The sequence below is a fragment of the Pseudomonas cichorii genome, assembly GCF_018343775.1.
GTDB lineage: Bacteria > Pseudomonadota > Gammaproteobacteria > Pseudomonadales > Pseudomonadaceae > Aquipseudomonas > Aquipseudomonas cichorii.
In genome coordinates, this window is the sequence record NZ_CP074349.1 from 1928206 (window position 1) to 1945059 (window position 16854).

Sequence of the window (16854 nt, forward strand, 5' to 3'; positions counted from 1 at the left end):
ACAGGCCCGGGATTACTGTTCGATTTCGTTCAGTTCGCAATACTCGTCCCAGTCCATGCCCAAGGCTTCGGCCACCTGTGCGTGGGCTTCAAGGCGCATGCTCTTGAGCTGTTCCGGGGATTCTGCAATCAATTGCAAAGCCAGTTCCCAGGGTTCGATACCCTGATCCTCGGCTTCATCCTCAAAGGCCCATTGCGCCTGCTGCTTCTGTTCTTCGGGGCTGAGGTTCTTGATTTCATCCTGCAAGGTCGGATGGGTCGAGAGGTATTTCGCCAGGGCGGCTTCGTTCCACTCCAGTGCATTCATGCCGGGTTTCCTCAAACTCATGGGGTAGCCAGGCCTGCCGGGGGAGGCAGGTCTGGCGAGATCGCGAGATTGTGAGGGAACATTTCAAACGCTGCCAGTGCTGGCACTGCTGAATACATCGTGCCACAAGCAGGAAGCCGTCATTTGTCTGACATGAAACCTGATCCCAGCTCCGCTCCTGTAAGTGGATCGGCATCCGGGTCGGACTTGGTGCGTTCCTTCATCATGTTCAGGGTCAGCACATCCTCTTCATCGAGCGCCACTGAGGCAGTGCCATCGCCTCCGTCAACGGCAGGTTGAGGGTTTTCTACATACTCGAACTCTTCATCACTGTTCCATGGCCCGCGAAGGTTCGGTTCGCCACTGGACATGCTGAAGTAGGTGCGGGTGAATTCCGGCATGCCGGGCAGTTTGCCCTGCGGGAAGTTTGGCTGGATCGAGTGCAGCGCTTTTTCGAAGGACTTCTGGTGGGCGATCTCGCGGGTCATCAGGAAGCCCAGCGCCTCCTTGATGCCAGGGTCGTCGACGACATTCAGCAGCCTTTCGTAAACGATCTTGGCCCGGGCTTCGGCGGCAATGTTGGAGCGGAAGTCGGCGGTGGGTTCGGTGATAGTGTCGATGTAGGCCGCGGTCCATGGAACGCCCGCAGAGTTGACCAGCGGAGCGCCGCCACCATAAAGCACGCTGGTGATGTGCGAGTCGTTACCCGCACCATGGATGCTGCGATACAGTTCACCTTCTTCCTGCACGCCTTCGGCCATCTGTCCTTTCGCGCCGCGGTTGAGCATGACGATGATCGAGCCCACGACCTCAAGGTGGCTCAGCTCTTCCGTGGCAATGTCCATCAGCAGATCCTTGCGACCCGGATCCTCTTCGGCCAGCGCTTGTGTGAAGTAACGGGTCGCTGCTGCCAGTTCGCCCTGGGCACCACCGAACTGCTCCAGTAGAAGATTGGCAAGACCGGGATTGGGCTCGGCGACACGGACGGTGTACTGAAGTCTTTTGTTGTGTAAAAACATTGTGCGTTCCTCAATACTCAGGTTTGTGCGCGTTTGCCACTTCGGGCAATGGCGCAGACATAAGTTTCGAGAAGGCCTGGAGGTTAAAGATTCTTTGTTTATTCGTTTACTGCGATGAGCGGAATCAGGCGAATAGTTCAAGACGACTGATGAGCTGTCGTTTCAGATTAAACGAGGGCTGTGCAAGAGGTACATAGCCGCCTGAGCGGCTACGCCCTTACGTTTACTTCTTGGCTTCAAGGTCGGGGTTTCTGGAACGAGCCAAAAAGGCTGCCGTGATTTCAGGAAGGTGTTCAAGCAGCCATTTCGCCATGGCTTCTTCCTGCTGAAGCGTTTCCTCGCAGGCCCTTTGGGTTTCCGGATCTCCCGCCACCTTCGCAGCTTCGATCAATACCGTGTAAGCCGCGATTTCCACGTTCTCGAACACGTAGCCAGACATCGCACCTTTCACGACCTCATCGCTCATCATCGAGCCACCTATCGCCTGACCGAACGCCATGACCTTGCCAGTCAGATCCTTCAGGGTGGAAGGGCTTTCGTCATACCGGGAAAGGCATTCACTGATACGTTGCTGCTGACCACGTGTCTCTTCGATGTGCTGCTCGATGCGCCTTTTGAGACTTTGGTAATGCTCCAGACGCTCAGCCTGTGCGGTGAGCATCTTTTCAGCCTGCTGCTCCATCGCATGGGCATCACGCAGCCAATCGATAAGGTTTTCCTGTGGGGTAGCCATGTGTTCGTCCTCGTTGTGACGTTAATGGGGATACGCACGGATGAGCCATTCGGCGACTGCGGATTTCCGTCTTTGCCGTGCCGGGCAAGGCCCGCATTCGGTAGAGCCGGGGAGGGTGACGGGGTTCGCGGTATTTGTTGGCCGTCTGTCATTAATGACGGGGAAATGGATGCTTCGGGCAGGGCAAAAAAGGTGTGTAGAAAATCTGATACACGGCAGGTACAAAAAATTGACGTCATGATGATGGCTATCTACAATCGCGCCGAATTTGATATCAATATGATATTGCAGGGACGCACCGTGTACTCCTACGCCTCCAGAGCAGCTCTGCTTGTTCTCTTCGCTGTCACTCCCCTTGTTTCCCTGGCTGCCCCGACCCCCGGTGAGCAGGACCTGATCCGCGACCGTCAGGACCGTCTGCTCGAAGAGCAGCGCCGTCGCCTGGAAGAACTCAAGGATTTACCAGGCGCCCAGCCTGCTCCCCAAGCCCCCGAGGCTCCGGTCGATACGCGCTGTTTCAGGATTGACGTCATCGAACTCAAGGGCGCCGATTCATTGTCGGCCGGTGAGCGCGAAACCCTGCTCAGGCCCTTTCTGGGTGAATGCCTGGGTGTTGCCCAGCTCAACGATGTACTCAAGGCCGTCACCGATCACTACATCGACAAGGGGTGGGTCACGACACGTGCCTACCTGCCGCAGCAGGATCTGTCCAAAGGCCATCTCGAAGTCCTCGTCGTCGAAGGCAAAATGGAAAACCTGCGCAGTGGTGAGGGCAGCGGCCTGACCCCGCGCGAGCTGGCCATGACCTTTCCGGGCAGTGAAGGCGGCGTACTGAACCTGCGCGAGATCGAGCAGATGGTCGATCAGCTCAATCGCTTGCCGTCCAATAAGGCGCAGATGGAGCTGACACCGGGTCAGGCCGTCGGCGGCAGTGACGTATTGGTCAATAACACCCCGCAGAAACCCTGGCGAGCGAACCTGTCGCGCAATAACGAAGGCCAGCGCAGCACGGGTAAACAGCAGTGGAACGCCGGTCTGGAATGGGACAGCCCGTTGGGCCTGGCGGATCAGTTGAGTCTGCGCGGCGGTCACGATGGCATCAGCGATCACCAGAAAACCTCCAGAAACCACATGTTGGCCTACAGCCTGCCGTGGGGTTGGTGGACGTTGAGTTATACCTACAGCGAAAGCGAATATCGCTCGCTGGCCCAGGCCAACGGCTTCAATTTCAAGCAGACCGGTGACAGCCAGAATCATCAGTTGCGCATCGAGCGTGTGATCCATCGCGATTCTGTGAGCAAGACTTCCCTCAGTACCGGGCTGGCCTATCTGCGCACCAACAATTACATCGAAGACAGCAAGCTGGCCTTGAGCAGCAATCGCCTGAGCGAAGCCCAGTTCGGTATCAACCATGGGCGTCGGATCGGTTCTGCGTTCGTCAACCTCGATCTGGGCATGCAACAAGGCACCGGCGCTTTCGATGCCCAGGACAATGGTCATCCAGGCCCCGGCGAAGCCGATGCCCGCTATCGCAAATACACCGGCACCCTGAGCTACCTGCAACCCTTTCAGCTCTGGGGCGAAAACTTCAGCTTCACCAGCCTGGCCACCGGCCAGCGCAGCGAGGATGTCCTGTTCAGTCCGCAACGGATGAGCCTGGGTGGATCCTCCTCGGTACGTGGTTACAAGGACCAGTTTCTGTCCGGCGACAGTGGCGGTTACTGGCGCAACGAATTGCGTCTGACGCGCCCGGTGACTCTGGACTGGCTGCACCCTGTGTTCAGCGAGTATGGCGCGGCGGCCGGTTACGACCAGGGCGTGATCCGCAATGACCGCTACAACGGCGAAGCGCACGGTCGCCTGTCCAGCAACTCGTTTGAAGCCTTTACCCGTGGCCAGCATGTGGCGCTCAGCGTGACCTTTGCGCACTCCCTGGAACGCCCGGCTGACCAGATCGAACGCGAAGCGCCGGTCTACCTGCGCATGGATTTTTTCCTCTAAACCCGTTTTTTCGAGACCGCCCACATGGACGTCCGCCAACTGGCTTTTCTTGCCCGTCAGCCTTCTGCTGCCCTGAAAGAACGTGAGCACTTCTGGGGCCTGCCCAAACGTGGCATTGCGCTGATCCTGGCCCATGCGATGTTCTGGCAGCCGATGTGGGCGCAGGCCGATGGGATTGTGGTCAGTGGGGCGGGGACCGGCCTGGGGCAGGCGGGCAATGGCGTGCCGATCGTCAACATTGCGACGCCCAATGCCAGCGGGCTGTCGCACAACCAGTTCCAGCAGTACAACGTCGACGCCCAGGGCCTGATCCTCAACAACATCGCCCAGCAGACCGGCGCGACCCAGTTGGGCGGGATCATCGTCGGCAACCCGAACCTGAACAACGGGGTGGCGGCGCAGGTCATCCTCAACGAAGTGGTGGGCGCCAACGCCAGCCAGCTCAAGGGCTACACCGAAGTGGCCGGGCAGGCGGCGCGGGTGATCGTGGCCAACCCCTATGGCATCACCTGCAACGGCTGCGGTTTTCTCAACACCCCGCAGGTGACCCTGACCACCGGCAAGCCGGTGCTGGACGGCAACGGCAACCTGACGCACTTCAATGTCCAGAACGGCAGCGTGGCCATCGAAGGGCTGGGGCTGAACGCCGACAACGTCGATCAGTTCGACATCATCACCCGCAGCGCGAAGCTCAACGCCGAGCTGCATGCGAAAAGGCTCAACATCATCGCCGGACGCAATGATGTCGACGCCCAGACTCTCACTGCCACGGCGCTGGCGGACGATGGCAGCGTCAAACCGGAACTGGCCATCGACAGCTCGGCGCTGGGCGGCATGTACGTCGGGGCCGTGAAACTGGTCGGCACCGAGGCGGGTGTCGGGGTGCGGCTGGCCAGCAATGTGGCGGCCAGTGCTGGCGATATCCAGATCGATGCCAATGGCCACCTGAGCCTGACCCAGGCGGCTGCCAGCGGCGCGGTCACGGTCAAGGCCGCCAGCGTCGAGGCCAACGGACCGCTGTATGCGGGTTCCTCGCTGACGGTGACCACGCCGGGCGATCTGGCCATTAAGCAGAATGTCGCCGCGCGCGATGTCGTCACCTTGTCCAGCGGTGGACAGCTCACCAACACCGCGATCATCGAAGCGGGCATCAATGCTGACAACAGCCGCAATGCCACGGGCGATGTGGTGCTCTCGGCGGACAACCTGACCAACACCGGCAGCGTGGTGGCCAGCCGCGCCCTGCAGGCGACCGCCACCCGGACCCTGACCAACCAGGGCGGGACCCTGAGCGGGCAGTCCAGTACCCGGGTTACGGCCACGACCCTGGATAATCGTCAGTCGGGACGCATCCTGAGTCAGGGCGGCAGCGTGGAGGTCACGGCCAGTGGCGTGTCGAACGGCCAGAAGGGCCTGATTTCCAGCGCGGGCCCGCTGACGATCAATGCCGCATCACTGGATAACACGGCAGGCAGCCTCACCAGCACCGGCACGGCCCGGCTCACCGTCACCGATACGGTGGTCAACCAAGGCGGCGAAGTGCTGAGCGAGGCGGGCCTGGCCCTCACCAGCGGTCGTTTGGACAATAGCCGCAGCGGGCGGATTGCCGGTAAAGGCGTGACCGTCACCACCGGCGCCTTCGACAACCACCTGGACGGTCGCCTGACCAGCACCGAGGCCTTGCGCCTGACGGCGGCGCAGGTGAATAACAGCGAAGCGGGGCGCATCGCCAGCGCCATGGCCCTGACCATGGTGGTCACGGACCTTGACCTCTCGACCGCAATCCTCAATAACGCTCAAGGCGTGGTGCGCAGCGAGGGTAGCCTGACGCTGAATGCGGGTACGGTGACCAACACGGCAGGCAGCCTCACCAGCGCGGGCGCCTCGACCCTGACCGTCACCGGCGCCGTGGTCAACCAGGGCGGTGAAGTGCTAAGCGATGCGGCCCTGACCCTCACCAGCGGTCGCCTGGACAACAGCCGCAGCGGGCGGATTGCCGCCAAAGGCGTGACCGTCACCACCGGCGCGTTCGACAACCACCTCGATGGTCGCCTGACCAGCACCGAGGCCTTGCGCCTGACGGCGGCGCAGGTCAATAACAGCGAAGCCGGACGCATCGCCAGTGCCATGGCCCTGACCGCCGTGGTCACGGGCCTGGATCAACACGCCGACGGGCGCCTTTATAGCAATGGCGATGTCAGCCTGGACCTGAGCAATGGCCACCTCAATAACCAGGACGGTTTGATTACGGCCCCCGGCCAGTTGCTGCTGACCCGTCTGGGCACGGTCAACAACCAGAGCGGCGAAATCTCCAGCGCCAAGGGCTTTACCCTGGCCGCCACGGCGCTGGACAACACCGACGGCACGGTGTTCAGCGATCAGGCGCTGATCGTGCGCATCGACAAGGTGCTGACCAACCTGCGCGGCCTGGTGTCCGGCACCGGCGTGGACCTCTCTGCCGATACCCTGACCAACGACAGCGGTGAGGTGAGCAGCGAGGCCGGCCTGACCCTGGACGTCACCGGCGAGGTCAGCAACCGCAAGGGCCTGCTGAGCAGCGCGGGGGCCACCACCCTCGAAGCCCGGAGCCTGAACAACGCCGAAGGCCAGGCCATGGCCGACGAGGTGCTGACCGTCATCCTGGCTCAAGCCCTCGACAACCAGGCCGGCACCCTGGGGGCAGGCCTGGGTCTGAACCTGCAGGCCGCGAGCCTGGATAACCGCCTGGCCGGTGCCGTGCTCACCGATGGCCAACTCGATATCACCCTGACCGGCACCCTGGATAACCGCAGCGGCGGCCAGGTGCAGGCCAAGGGCATCCTTAACCTGACCAGCCAAGCCCTGAACAACCAGGGCGGCCGGGTGGTGGGGCAGGACCTGCTGACCGTGAACAGCGACAGCGCGCTCAACCGGGGCGGGGTGATCCGCGCCGACAAGCTGATGACGCTGTTGATCGGTGACCTCGATAACAACCAGATTGGCCTGAGCGCCGCGCAGAAGGGCGGAATCACCAGCCAGGCCGGGCTGGCATTCATCGGCCAGCGACTGGACAACCAGAACGGCCTGCTCACGGCCGTGGGCGGGATGACGCTGGAGGCCGACACGCTGCTCAACGGCACTGGCCGCATCGCCAGCCAGAACAATCTGACCGCCACCGTCGACAGCCTGACCCAGCAAGGCGGTGAACTGGTGGCCCAGGGCACCCTGACCCTGACTGGCCAGAGCCTGGACAACCGGGCCGGTGGCCTGGTGGGCGCCACAAAAGCGCTGAAACTCGAAGTCGACGACATCGACAACCGGGCCGGCGAAGTGTCCAGCCAGGTGGGCGTGGAACTGATCGGTGAACAGCTCAATAACAGCGACGGCGGCAAGGTGCTGGCCGGTACGGCGCTGCAACTGATCGTCGAGCGGGTGATCAACGAGAACAAGGGCCTGCTGTTCGGCCAGACCTTGACCCTGGACGGCAAACGCCTGGACAACGCCGGTGGCACCCTGGCCAGCCAGCAGGCCCAGACCCTGACCCTGACGGGCGCACTGGACAACCGCGGCGGTTTAATCAGCAGTGAAGCGGCGCTGACGGTCAAGGCCGATTCCCTGGACAACACCGACGGCACGTTGTCCAGCGCCGGGGCACTCAAGGTCACCACTGACGGCGAACTGATCAACCAGACCGGCTCGATCACCACCGATGCGGCCCTGACCGTGGTCAGCGCCAGCCTGGACAACCGCGAAAAAGGCAAACTCTCCGGCCAGGGGGCGACCCGCGTCACCACCGGCGCCTTCGACAACAGCCAGGGCGGGCAACTGACCGGCGGCGACACCCTGGAACTGATCGCTCACGACGTCATCAACCAGAGCGCGGGCCGTATTGCCAGTGCACTGGCCCTGACCGCCAGCGTCACAAGCCTGGATCAGCAGGGCGGCGAACTGTTCAGCAACACCACCCTGAGCCTGGACCTGAACAACGGCCAGTTGAACAACCAGGGCGGGCTGATCAACAGCCCCGGCGCGCTGCTGCTGAAAAACCTCAAGGCCGTGGACAACCAGGGCGGGGAAATCTCCAGCGCCCAGGCCTTTAGCCTCACGGCCCAGAGCCTGGACAACAGCGCGGGCAAGCTGCTCAGCAACCAGACGCTGACCCTGGACCTGGTCGAGTTCTTCAGGAACCTCAAGGGCACCGTGTCGGCCACCGGGCTGACCATCGACAGCGACAGCCTGGACAACAACGAAGGCCTGATCAGCAGCCGCGCCGGCCTGACACTGACCGTCGACCAGGCCTTGGGCAACGTCAAGGGCACCGTGATTGCCGATGGCGATCTTGAAATAAGCGCTGCCAGAGGCGACAACACCCAGGGCCAGATTTCCAGCAAACAAGCCCTCACCGCCGTGATCGGCAACCTGCAACAGCAGGGCGGGCAACTCTTTGCCCTGGGCACCCTGAACCTGACCGGCGCCACCCTGAACAACAGCCTGAAAGGTTTTGTCGGGGCGGGTGAGGCCCTGACCCTCACCGTCGATGACGTCGACAACCAGGGCGGCGAAATTTCCAGCCAGCAGGGCATCACCCTGACCGGCCAGACCCTCACCAACACCGGCGGCCAGATCCTTGCGCAGCAGTTACTGACCCTCGACATCGCCAAGACCACCAACCGCAGCGACGGCGTGCTGTCCGGCAAGACCGGCCTGACCCTGACCGGCAGCTCACTGGACAACACCGGCGGCGTGCTGCTCAGCCCACACGACCTGAGCATCGACCTCTCGGACACCCTCGACAACACCCAGGGCCTGATCAGCAGCGAAGGCACCTTGACCCTCGACGTCGGCAGCCTGACCAACACGGCGGGCAGCGTGTCCAGTGCCGGTAAGCTGACCCTCGACAGCGCCGGCGCGATCCTCAACCAGGGCGGCGAACTGGTCACCGATGGCGAGCTCGACCTGGACAGCACCGCTCTCGACAACAGCCTGCAAGGCACCGTCAGCGGCAAGGGCCGGGTCACGATCGACACCGGCGACCTGAACAACAGCCAGAAGGGCCGGATCAGCAGCGGCGAGCGGATGGACCTCACCGCCGCCAAACTGACCAACCACGACGGCAGCATTGCCAGCCGCCAGGCACTGGTTGCGAGCGTCAGCAGCCTTGAACAACAGAAAGGCAGCCTGACCAGCGCCACCTCTCTGAGCCTGGACGTCAACCAGGGCCTGCTCGATAACCAGGGCGGCCTGATCAACGCGCCCGGCACGCTGCTGCTGAAAAACCTCGGGGTCGTGCTCAACCAGGGCGGTGAGATTTCCAGCGCCCAGGCCTTCACCCTCAAGGCCCTATCGCTGGACAACAGCGGCGGTACGCTGCTGAGCAACCAGTTGCTGACCCTGCGCATCGCCCAGGCCCTGAACAACGTCAAGGGCCTGATCGCCGCGGCGGGCGTCGATGCCACGGCGGGCAGCCTGGACAACAGCGGCGGCACCCTGACCAGCCGCAATGCCCTGGAACTCACCGTCACCGGCCAGCTCACCAACCGCGACAACGGTCTGATCAACGCTGCCGAGACCTTGAAGATCACCTCGGGCGACCTCAATAACCGCGCAGGACAACTGCTGGCCAACACCGCCCTGACCCTGGACAGCGCCGCCCTCGACACCGGTGCCAACGGCCTGATCAACAGCCGTGGCACCCTGAACATCACCGCCGACAGCCTGAGCGCCGACACCGGTGGCGAAGTCTCCGGGCTCGGGGCCATGACCCTGGTCCTCAACGCGATCTCCCTCAATGCCGGTCGCCTGATCGGCAATGCCGGGCTGAGCGTCGACCTCAACGGTGCGGACCTCAACAACAACGCCGGCCTGATCACCGCCACAGGTCCCTTGACCCTCACGCGGGTGCGAAACATCAACAACCAGGGCGGTGAAATCTCCAGCGCCCAGAGCTTCACCCTGACCGGCCAGACCCTGGACAACAGCGGCGGCCAGCTCATCAGCAGCAACCTGCTGACCCTCAATGCCGCCAGCCTGCTCAACCAGAACGGCCTCATCTCCGGCTGGCAAGGGCTGGACGTGACCGCCACCTCCCTGGACAACCGCAACCGCGGCACCCTGTCCAGCCGTAACGGCGCGGTGGACGTGGACCTCAGCGGTGCCCTGCTCAACAGCAGCAATGGCGCGCTGGTCAGCCAGACAGCCCTGACCGTGACCGCCGACAGCCTCGACAACCGCGGCGGCATCCTCTCCAGCGGCGCGGCACAGACCCTGACCGTTACCGGCCTGCTGAACAACAGCCAGAACGGCCTGATCGACAGCGGTGCGGACCTCGCGATCACCGCCAACGCCCTCGACAACAGCGCGGGCACAATCACCAGCCCGGGCAAGGCCACCCTCGACCTGATCGGCGCCCTGACCAACACCGGCGGCACACTCGCCAGCGGCGGTGACTGGCTGCTCAAACGCAGCAGCGCCGTCCACAACCAGGGCGGGCAACTGATCAGCCAGCGCCTGATGACCCTCAACACCGGCGCCCTGGACAACAGTAATAAAGGCACCATCGCGGCCAACGACACCCTGCTGATCACCGCCACCGGCAAGGTCCTCAACCACACCGACGGCCTGATCTACAGCCAGAACGCGGGCGTGGAACTGGACGCCGCGAGCCTGGACAACACCCGGGGCGCGGTACAAGGCCAAAGCACCCTCAAGGTCGAAGTGGGCGAGGGCGTCGATAACCTCAACGGTCGCCTCATTGCCCAGAACGGTGACCTGACAGTAGAAGCCGCCAGCCTCGACAGCCGCGGCGGCGTGTTGTCCAGCCTCAAAGGGCTGTTGACCACGCAGATCACCGGCGTCCTGAGAAACGGCTACGACCTCGCGGCCAACCGTCAGGGCGGCGTCATCCAGGGCCAACGCCTGAGCCTGACCGCCCTGGGCGGCTTCGACAACTACGGCGGCCGCGTCTCGGCCAGCACCGGCGAAGCCTTGCTCACCACCGCCAACCTCGACAACCGCAACGGCGGCCTTTACGCCAAAGGCCTGGTACGGGTCATCGGCAACGACTTCGACAACAGCGGCGACAACGACGGCCAGATCGCCGGCGGCCAGGTCGACCTCAGACTGACCGGCGCCCTGAACAACCGCCTGGGCATCATCGAAAGCGACAGCAGCCTGGCCATCAAGGCCACCAGCCTCGACAACCAGACCGGCCAGATACGCTCACTCGGCACCACTGACGCCGCCGACTTCCAGATCGGCACCCAATTCGACAACCGCAACGGCACCGTGGAAGTCGCCAACAGCAACCTGATCCTCAACGCCGCGAGCTTCCTCAACACCAACGGCAACCTGCTGCACGCCGGTGCCGGCACCTTCGACATCTCCACCGCCAACCTCACCCAGGCCGGCGGCAACCTCGTGACCCGCGGCGGCCTGACCGTCACGGCAGACAACTGGACCAACAGCAGCGTGATCCAGGCCGGCCGGCTTACGGTCAATGTCGGCACCTTCAACCAGACTGCCAGCGGACAGTTGCTGGCTTCGAGTGCGTTTGTAGGGACGGGGGGGAGCTGGACGAATGAAGGGGTGATCGCCAGTGACGGGACGCTGAGTTTGAACCTGAGCGGGGGGTATGGGGGAGGTGGGCGTACGAGCAGCCTGGGCACCCTGGGCCTGACCGCCAGCCAACTGGCACTCGCCAGTACCGCCAGCCTTACGGGTGGCGCCCGGACCGAACTCAACATCACCGGTCTGGCCAGCAACTACGGGCGTATCACGTCGGCGGCCGATTTGATCGTCAATGCCGGTAGCGTCACCAACTACGGCACCTTGGGTGCCACGCAAAACCTCACCTTCAACACCGCGAGCCTGATTAACAGTCAGGGGCTGATCTTCAGCGGCGGGGATATGCAGGCCAATGTGGGGAGTTTGAGCAACCTGAAGGGCGATCTTTACGGGCTTGGTAACATAGTGATCGGCGGTTACGGTGGCGCGGCTCGGGCCACTGATGTTTACAACATCTCCGGCTCAATGGAGAGCGGCGGGGCATTCACGCTCAACGCTGATCGTTTTGAGAATCGTACCGATGGCAGCTTGGCGTCTAGTCAGCGAAAGTTGGTGTCGGGATTGATTGCCAGTATGTGTAATGACTGTACAGGTGACTACAACACCCTTACGTTTGCTTCTCGTGAGGTCTATGAAAGTTTAGACACCGACATCAGTGCTCCAGCACTATTAACGGCTAGCAAAGATTTCGTTTTCCGGGGAGGAAGTTTTCTCAATAGCAAAAGTACGGTGAGTGCTGGCGGTAATATCAATATCAATGCAGACAGTCTGCAGAATATCGGCGCACAGAGCGGGATCATAGAGCGCACGCGCGTGTATCTGATCCGTGACATGGACGCTGATAGTGTTGGGGATTTTTTATCCACTGTCATGGTGCCCTACAACCAAAGAAACAGCCCTGACTTCCCCTCCTATGTGTATTACCTTGATGTGGAAAATAATATCCACAAGGCCATACCTCGATCAGGTTCTGCCAGAGTGGGAGGGCGAGATGGTTATACGTACCGAGGAGCGCTTCTCAGAGACAGTGAGACGGGAGCCGATGTCCTTGTATATGGTGCCTATAACATCATAAGAACTGGACTTCAGTTCGGTTTTGAGAGTGCAACGCTCTCTCAGTATGATCGGAATAATCTGCTAGAAGTGCCGACCCAGATATCTAATCATCTACTACTCAGCGATATTGAAATTGCGAAAGACAGTGGCGGTGCAGCAGGTACAAGTAGCGGCCGTAGTGCCGTTATCCAAGCGGGTGGCAATGTTTCGATCACGGCCGCCCAGACCCTGGAGAACAGTGTTATTCATCAGGATTACATCCTGACTGGCGGCACCAGTAAGGTAGGCGACACCAAAGTCAATGGTATCGGAACCTCCGTTATCAGGCTCAACAGTCAACTACCGCCTGATTTGTCCCAACAACAAGTCAATCCATTAGCCCTGCCAGGCTTCAGCCTGCCCACTGGCCAGAATGGCCTGTTCCGCCTGAGTGCTCAGACCGGCAGCAATGTCGCAGCCACTCAAACCAGCACTGCGCCACAAAACTGGACACTCGGCAGTGCCAGCGTGTCGGTCGCCCAACGCGAGCAGACCGTTTCCGATACCCAGGCCAGAGCCCTTCAGTTCGGGACAGCCGGGCAGGTTTCGACAGCCACTCGCCAACTGGCTGATGTGGTCCGTCAGAACTCGGGGTTGAGCGCCAATGCTTCCGCCTTTGACTCCAGCGCTCCAGTCGATTCAGCGACCCGTCTGCAACTTACTGGCCATAGCGCCGGGTCTACAGGCTTGACACCGGTTGCCGACGTGACCCAGGTTCAGAGCCAGAACGGCACCGTTTCCTTGCCCGGTCAAGGGGCAACAACCGTTCCCGTCATTACCCCTGTGGCTTCCAGCACCACCACGGCTCAGAACGGCACAACCACGTCGACAGCGGTGCCGAGCACCCAGGTCGCCCGTGTCCAGGCCTTGCCCGGTAATACCGCGCCGCCGAATCCACATAAATACCTCATCGAAACCAACCCGGTCCTGACCGACCTGCGCCAGTTCATGAGTTCGGACTACCTGCTGGCCGGCCTGGGCTACGACCCTGAAGCCAGTGCCAAGCGTCTCGGTGATGGCCTGTACGAGCAGCGTCTTGTCCAGCAAGCCATCGTGGCCCGTACCGGTCAGGCGTTCCTGGCTGGACAGACCTCTAACGAGGCTCAGCTCAAGTACCTGATGAACAACGCCATCGCCAGCAAGGAGCAACTGAACCTGGCTATCGGGGTGACATTGACGCCACCACAAGTGGCGGCCCTGACCCATGACATCGTCTGGCTCGAAGAACATGAGGTAAATGGCGAGAAAGTCCTGGTGCCCGTGCTCTACCTGGCCCAGGCCAACAACCGTCTGGGCCCGACCGGTGCGCTGATTGCAGGTAACGACGTCACGCTGACGGCAGGTCAAGAGCTCGATAACGTCGGAACATTACGCGCCACCAATAATCTGTCTGCAACGGCAGGCACCAATCTGATCAACACAGGCCTGATCGAAGCAGGCAATCGTCTTGACCTGCTGGCAGGCAACGACCTGATCAACAAGGCTGGCGGCATCCTTTATGGGCGCGATGTGACACTGGCCGCCACTCGTGGCGATGTCATCAACGAACGGACCGTTTCCCGCGCTGGCGGACTAATGGGGTATGAGGTTTTTGCCGACAGCGCCGCCCGCGTCGAATCCGCCAACGACCTGACCATCAAGGCCGGTCGCGATGTTCAGAGTATCGGCAGCACCTTGCAGGCAGGTCGCGACCTCAGCCTGATTGGCGGTCGTGACGTAAATATCGGCGTGGTACAAACGGAAAAGACACGGCTCTTCAGCACGAACAGTACCCAATCCAGCATCACGCAACTGGGCTCCAGCGTCAGCGTCGGCCGTGACCTCATGGCCCTGTCGGGACGTGACATCAACGTTGTAGCCAGCGACATCGACGCCAAGCGCGATATCGCCATGGCCGCGACCGAGAACATGACCATCAGCTCGGCGGCAGACGAAACCCACTCCCTGTCCAGAAGCAAGAAACTCACCGTCCAGAGCGACCACGTCAAACAGGTATCCGCCGACTTGAACGCTGGCGGCAGCATTGCCCTGAACGCAGGCCAGGACTTGGCCGTCATCTCCAGCCGCATCACCGCAGGCGAAAACGCCAACCTGTCGGCAGGCGAAAACCTCAGCATCCTGGCCGCACAGGACAGTGATTACTACCTCTACGACAAGAAGAGCAAAGGCAGCTGGGGCAAAAAGAAAACCAAGCGGGATGAAGTGACCGATATCCGCAATGTCGGCAGCGAAATCACCTCCGGCGGCGACCTGACGCTGGAGAGCGGTGGCGACCAGTTGTATCAGGTGGCCAAGCTTACCAGTGGCAATGATCTGACCATTGAAAGCGGTGGCGGTATCACCTTTGAAGGGGTGAAAGATCTGCATCAGGAGAGTCATACCAAGAGCAAGAACAGTGCTACCTGGTTCTCATCGAAAGGCAAGGGCAGAACTGACGAAACCTTGCGCCAGAGTGAGTTGGTGGCTCAGGGCGATATTGTCATTAAGGCTGTGGATGGCCTTCGGATCGACGTCAAACAGGTCAATCAAGAAAGTGTAAGCCAAAGTATTGATGCCATGGTCCAGGCCGATCCGCAACTGGCCTGGCTGAAAGAGGCCGAGAAGCGAGGCGATGTGGATTGGCGTCAGGTCAAGGAAATCCACGAGAGCTTCAAGTACAACAACTCAGGGCTGGGGCCAGCTGCACAGATTGCAATTGCCATTCTGATGTCGTTTGTGATGGGGCCAGCCGGGTTTGGCTTGATGGGGGCTACCGGTGCCGTTGCGAGTAGCGTAGCAACGACGACAGTCACAAGCGCAATCAATAACAAGGGGGATCTTGGGGCCATTCTCAAGGACGTGACCTCTTCAAATAGCATCAAAGGTTATGCTCTGGCAGGGATGACGGCAGGTCTTGTGCCAGCTATTGATCCGACCAATCTGGGTTTTAATCTTTCCAGTGTTAGCGCTGTAACCCAGAAGGTTGTTGTCGAGTCAGCGCTCAAGACCGCGATCATGGGTGGTAGCTTCAAGGATAATCTGGCCGGTTCCGCTGTGAGTGCGGGTATCAGTATTGCCGGTGCGGTTGCTGCCAACGAGATCGGCGATTACGCACTTATCAATGACAGCGGCAAACTCACGAAAGTAGCGATGCATGCTGCGCTTGGCGGATTGATGGCCGAAGCCATGGGGGGGGATTTCCGTACGGGTGCATTGGCTGCCGGTGCGAACGAAGCACTCGTAGGGCTGCTGGCGGAGAAGTTTCTGCCAGCAGGTCTCGATAAAAACAGTACGGCTTATAAGGCAGGTGTGAGTCAACTGTTGACGGCTTCTCAGTTGATTGGTGTTTTGACGGGGATTGTAACTGGGGGCGATGCGTCAGCGGCTTCTGCTGTTGCTGCAAATGGTACCCTTTATAACTCCCTTAAACACGCCGAGTTAGAGAAACTTGTAGGGGAGGCTCGCGGGTGTGAAGAGAAAGGGAATTGTGCTGAGGTCAAAGAAAATTTTAGAAAGCTAAGTGTTGTTAATCAAGATGAACTGTTGCTGCAATGTGATGTGGATCCTGCGGGTTGTCTGAAAAATAACAGGGATATGCTGGATCATCGTCTTGAATTGTTGGATCGCTTGTCCAAGCTCACAAAAGACTCGGCCATTCCGATGTCTATACGTGCGGATTTGCCTGCATACGCACTTCAGCTTATGACAGAGGTGTCGGCACTCAGGCAGGCTGAAAGTAAGATTTCTCTTGAGGCTAAAGGAGTGTCTCCTGAGACTGCTTCATGGCTTTCAAAACTTCAAGGTGCTGCATTAGGTATAATGTCAGGGGGGAAAGGCGGTTTTGGTACAAATGGAGGGCCGAAGGTTCCAAAAACTGTAGAGGAAATATCAAATCCTCCACAGGCACCTATAATTCCATCAGGCTGGGTGAGTCGGCCAGGACGAAATGGTGGTGAAATTTATTTTCCCGCTGGTACTGATCCTGCGAAGGGAGAGCACATTAGAGTTATGCCACCTGGGTCATCACCTATATCAGGATACGAAAATGGGTATTGGCGTTGGCAAAATGCAGGCAAGCAAGGGATGAATCCTGCGACAGGAAAACCGGGTATAGGACCGGGAGATACGCATATTCCACTTCCACCAGATTCTGTACCACCTACTCGTCGTTGAAAGACC

Annotated in this window: 5 protein-coding genes; 2 read left to right on the forward strand and 3 right to left on the reverse strand. The window is 60.5% G+C overall.

Annotation, left to right across the window (positions count from 1 at the left end; all coding sequences use genetic code 11):
• Positions 1-12: 12 nt before the first annotated feature.
• The 3 genes from KGD89_RS08625 to KGD89_RS08635 form a co-directional block, all read right to left on the reverse strand.
• Positions 13-306: a DUF6388 family protein gene (locus tag KGD89_RS08625; RefSeq protein WP_025259386.1), complete on the reverse strand. Its 294-nt coding sequence runs from the start codon at positions 304-306 to the stop codon at positions 13-15.
• A gap of 140 nt (positions 307-446) precedes the next feature.
• Positions 447-1325, reverse strand: a complete 879-nt coding sequence (locus tag KGD89_RS08630) for a manganese catalase family protein (RefSeq protein WP_025259387.1) — start codon at positions 1323-1325, stop codon at positions 447-449.
• A 223-nt stretch (positions 1326-1548) separates the two neighbouring features.
• Positions 1549-2058 (reverse strand): ferritin-like domain-containing protein, encoded by a 510-nt coding sequence (locus KGD89_RS08635; protein ID WP_025259388.1) that lies wholly within the window; start codon positions 2056-2058, stop codon positions 1549-1551.
• 279 nt (positions 2059-2337) lie between these two features.
• Between KGD89_RS08635 and KGD89_RS08640 the strand changes: the two genes are divergently transcribed.
• Together KGD89_RS08640 and KGD89_RS08645 are read left to right on the forward strand one after the other, a co-directional pair.
• The gene (locus tag KGD89_RS08640) at positions 2338-4059 is read left to right on the forward strand and encodes a ShlB/FhaC/HecB family hemolysin secretion/activation protein (protein WP_167333076.1); all 1722 of its coding nucleotides are present in this window, start codon (positions 2338-2340) and stop codon (positions 4057-4059) included.
• 24 nt (positions 4060-4083) lie between these two features.
• Positions 4084-16848, forward strand: a complete 12765-nt coding sequence (locus tag KGD89_RS08645) for a two-partner secretion domain-containing protein (protein ID WP_025259390.1) — start codon at positions 4084-4086, stop codon at positions 16846-16848.
• Positions 16849-16854: the final 6 nt, after the last annotated feature.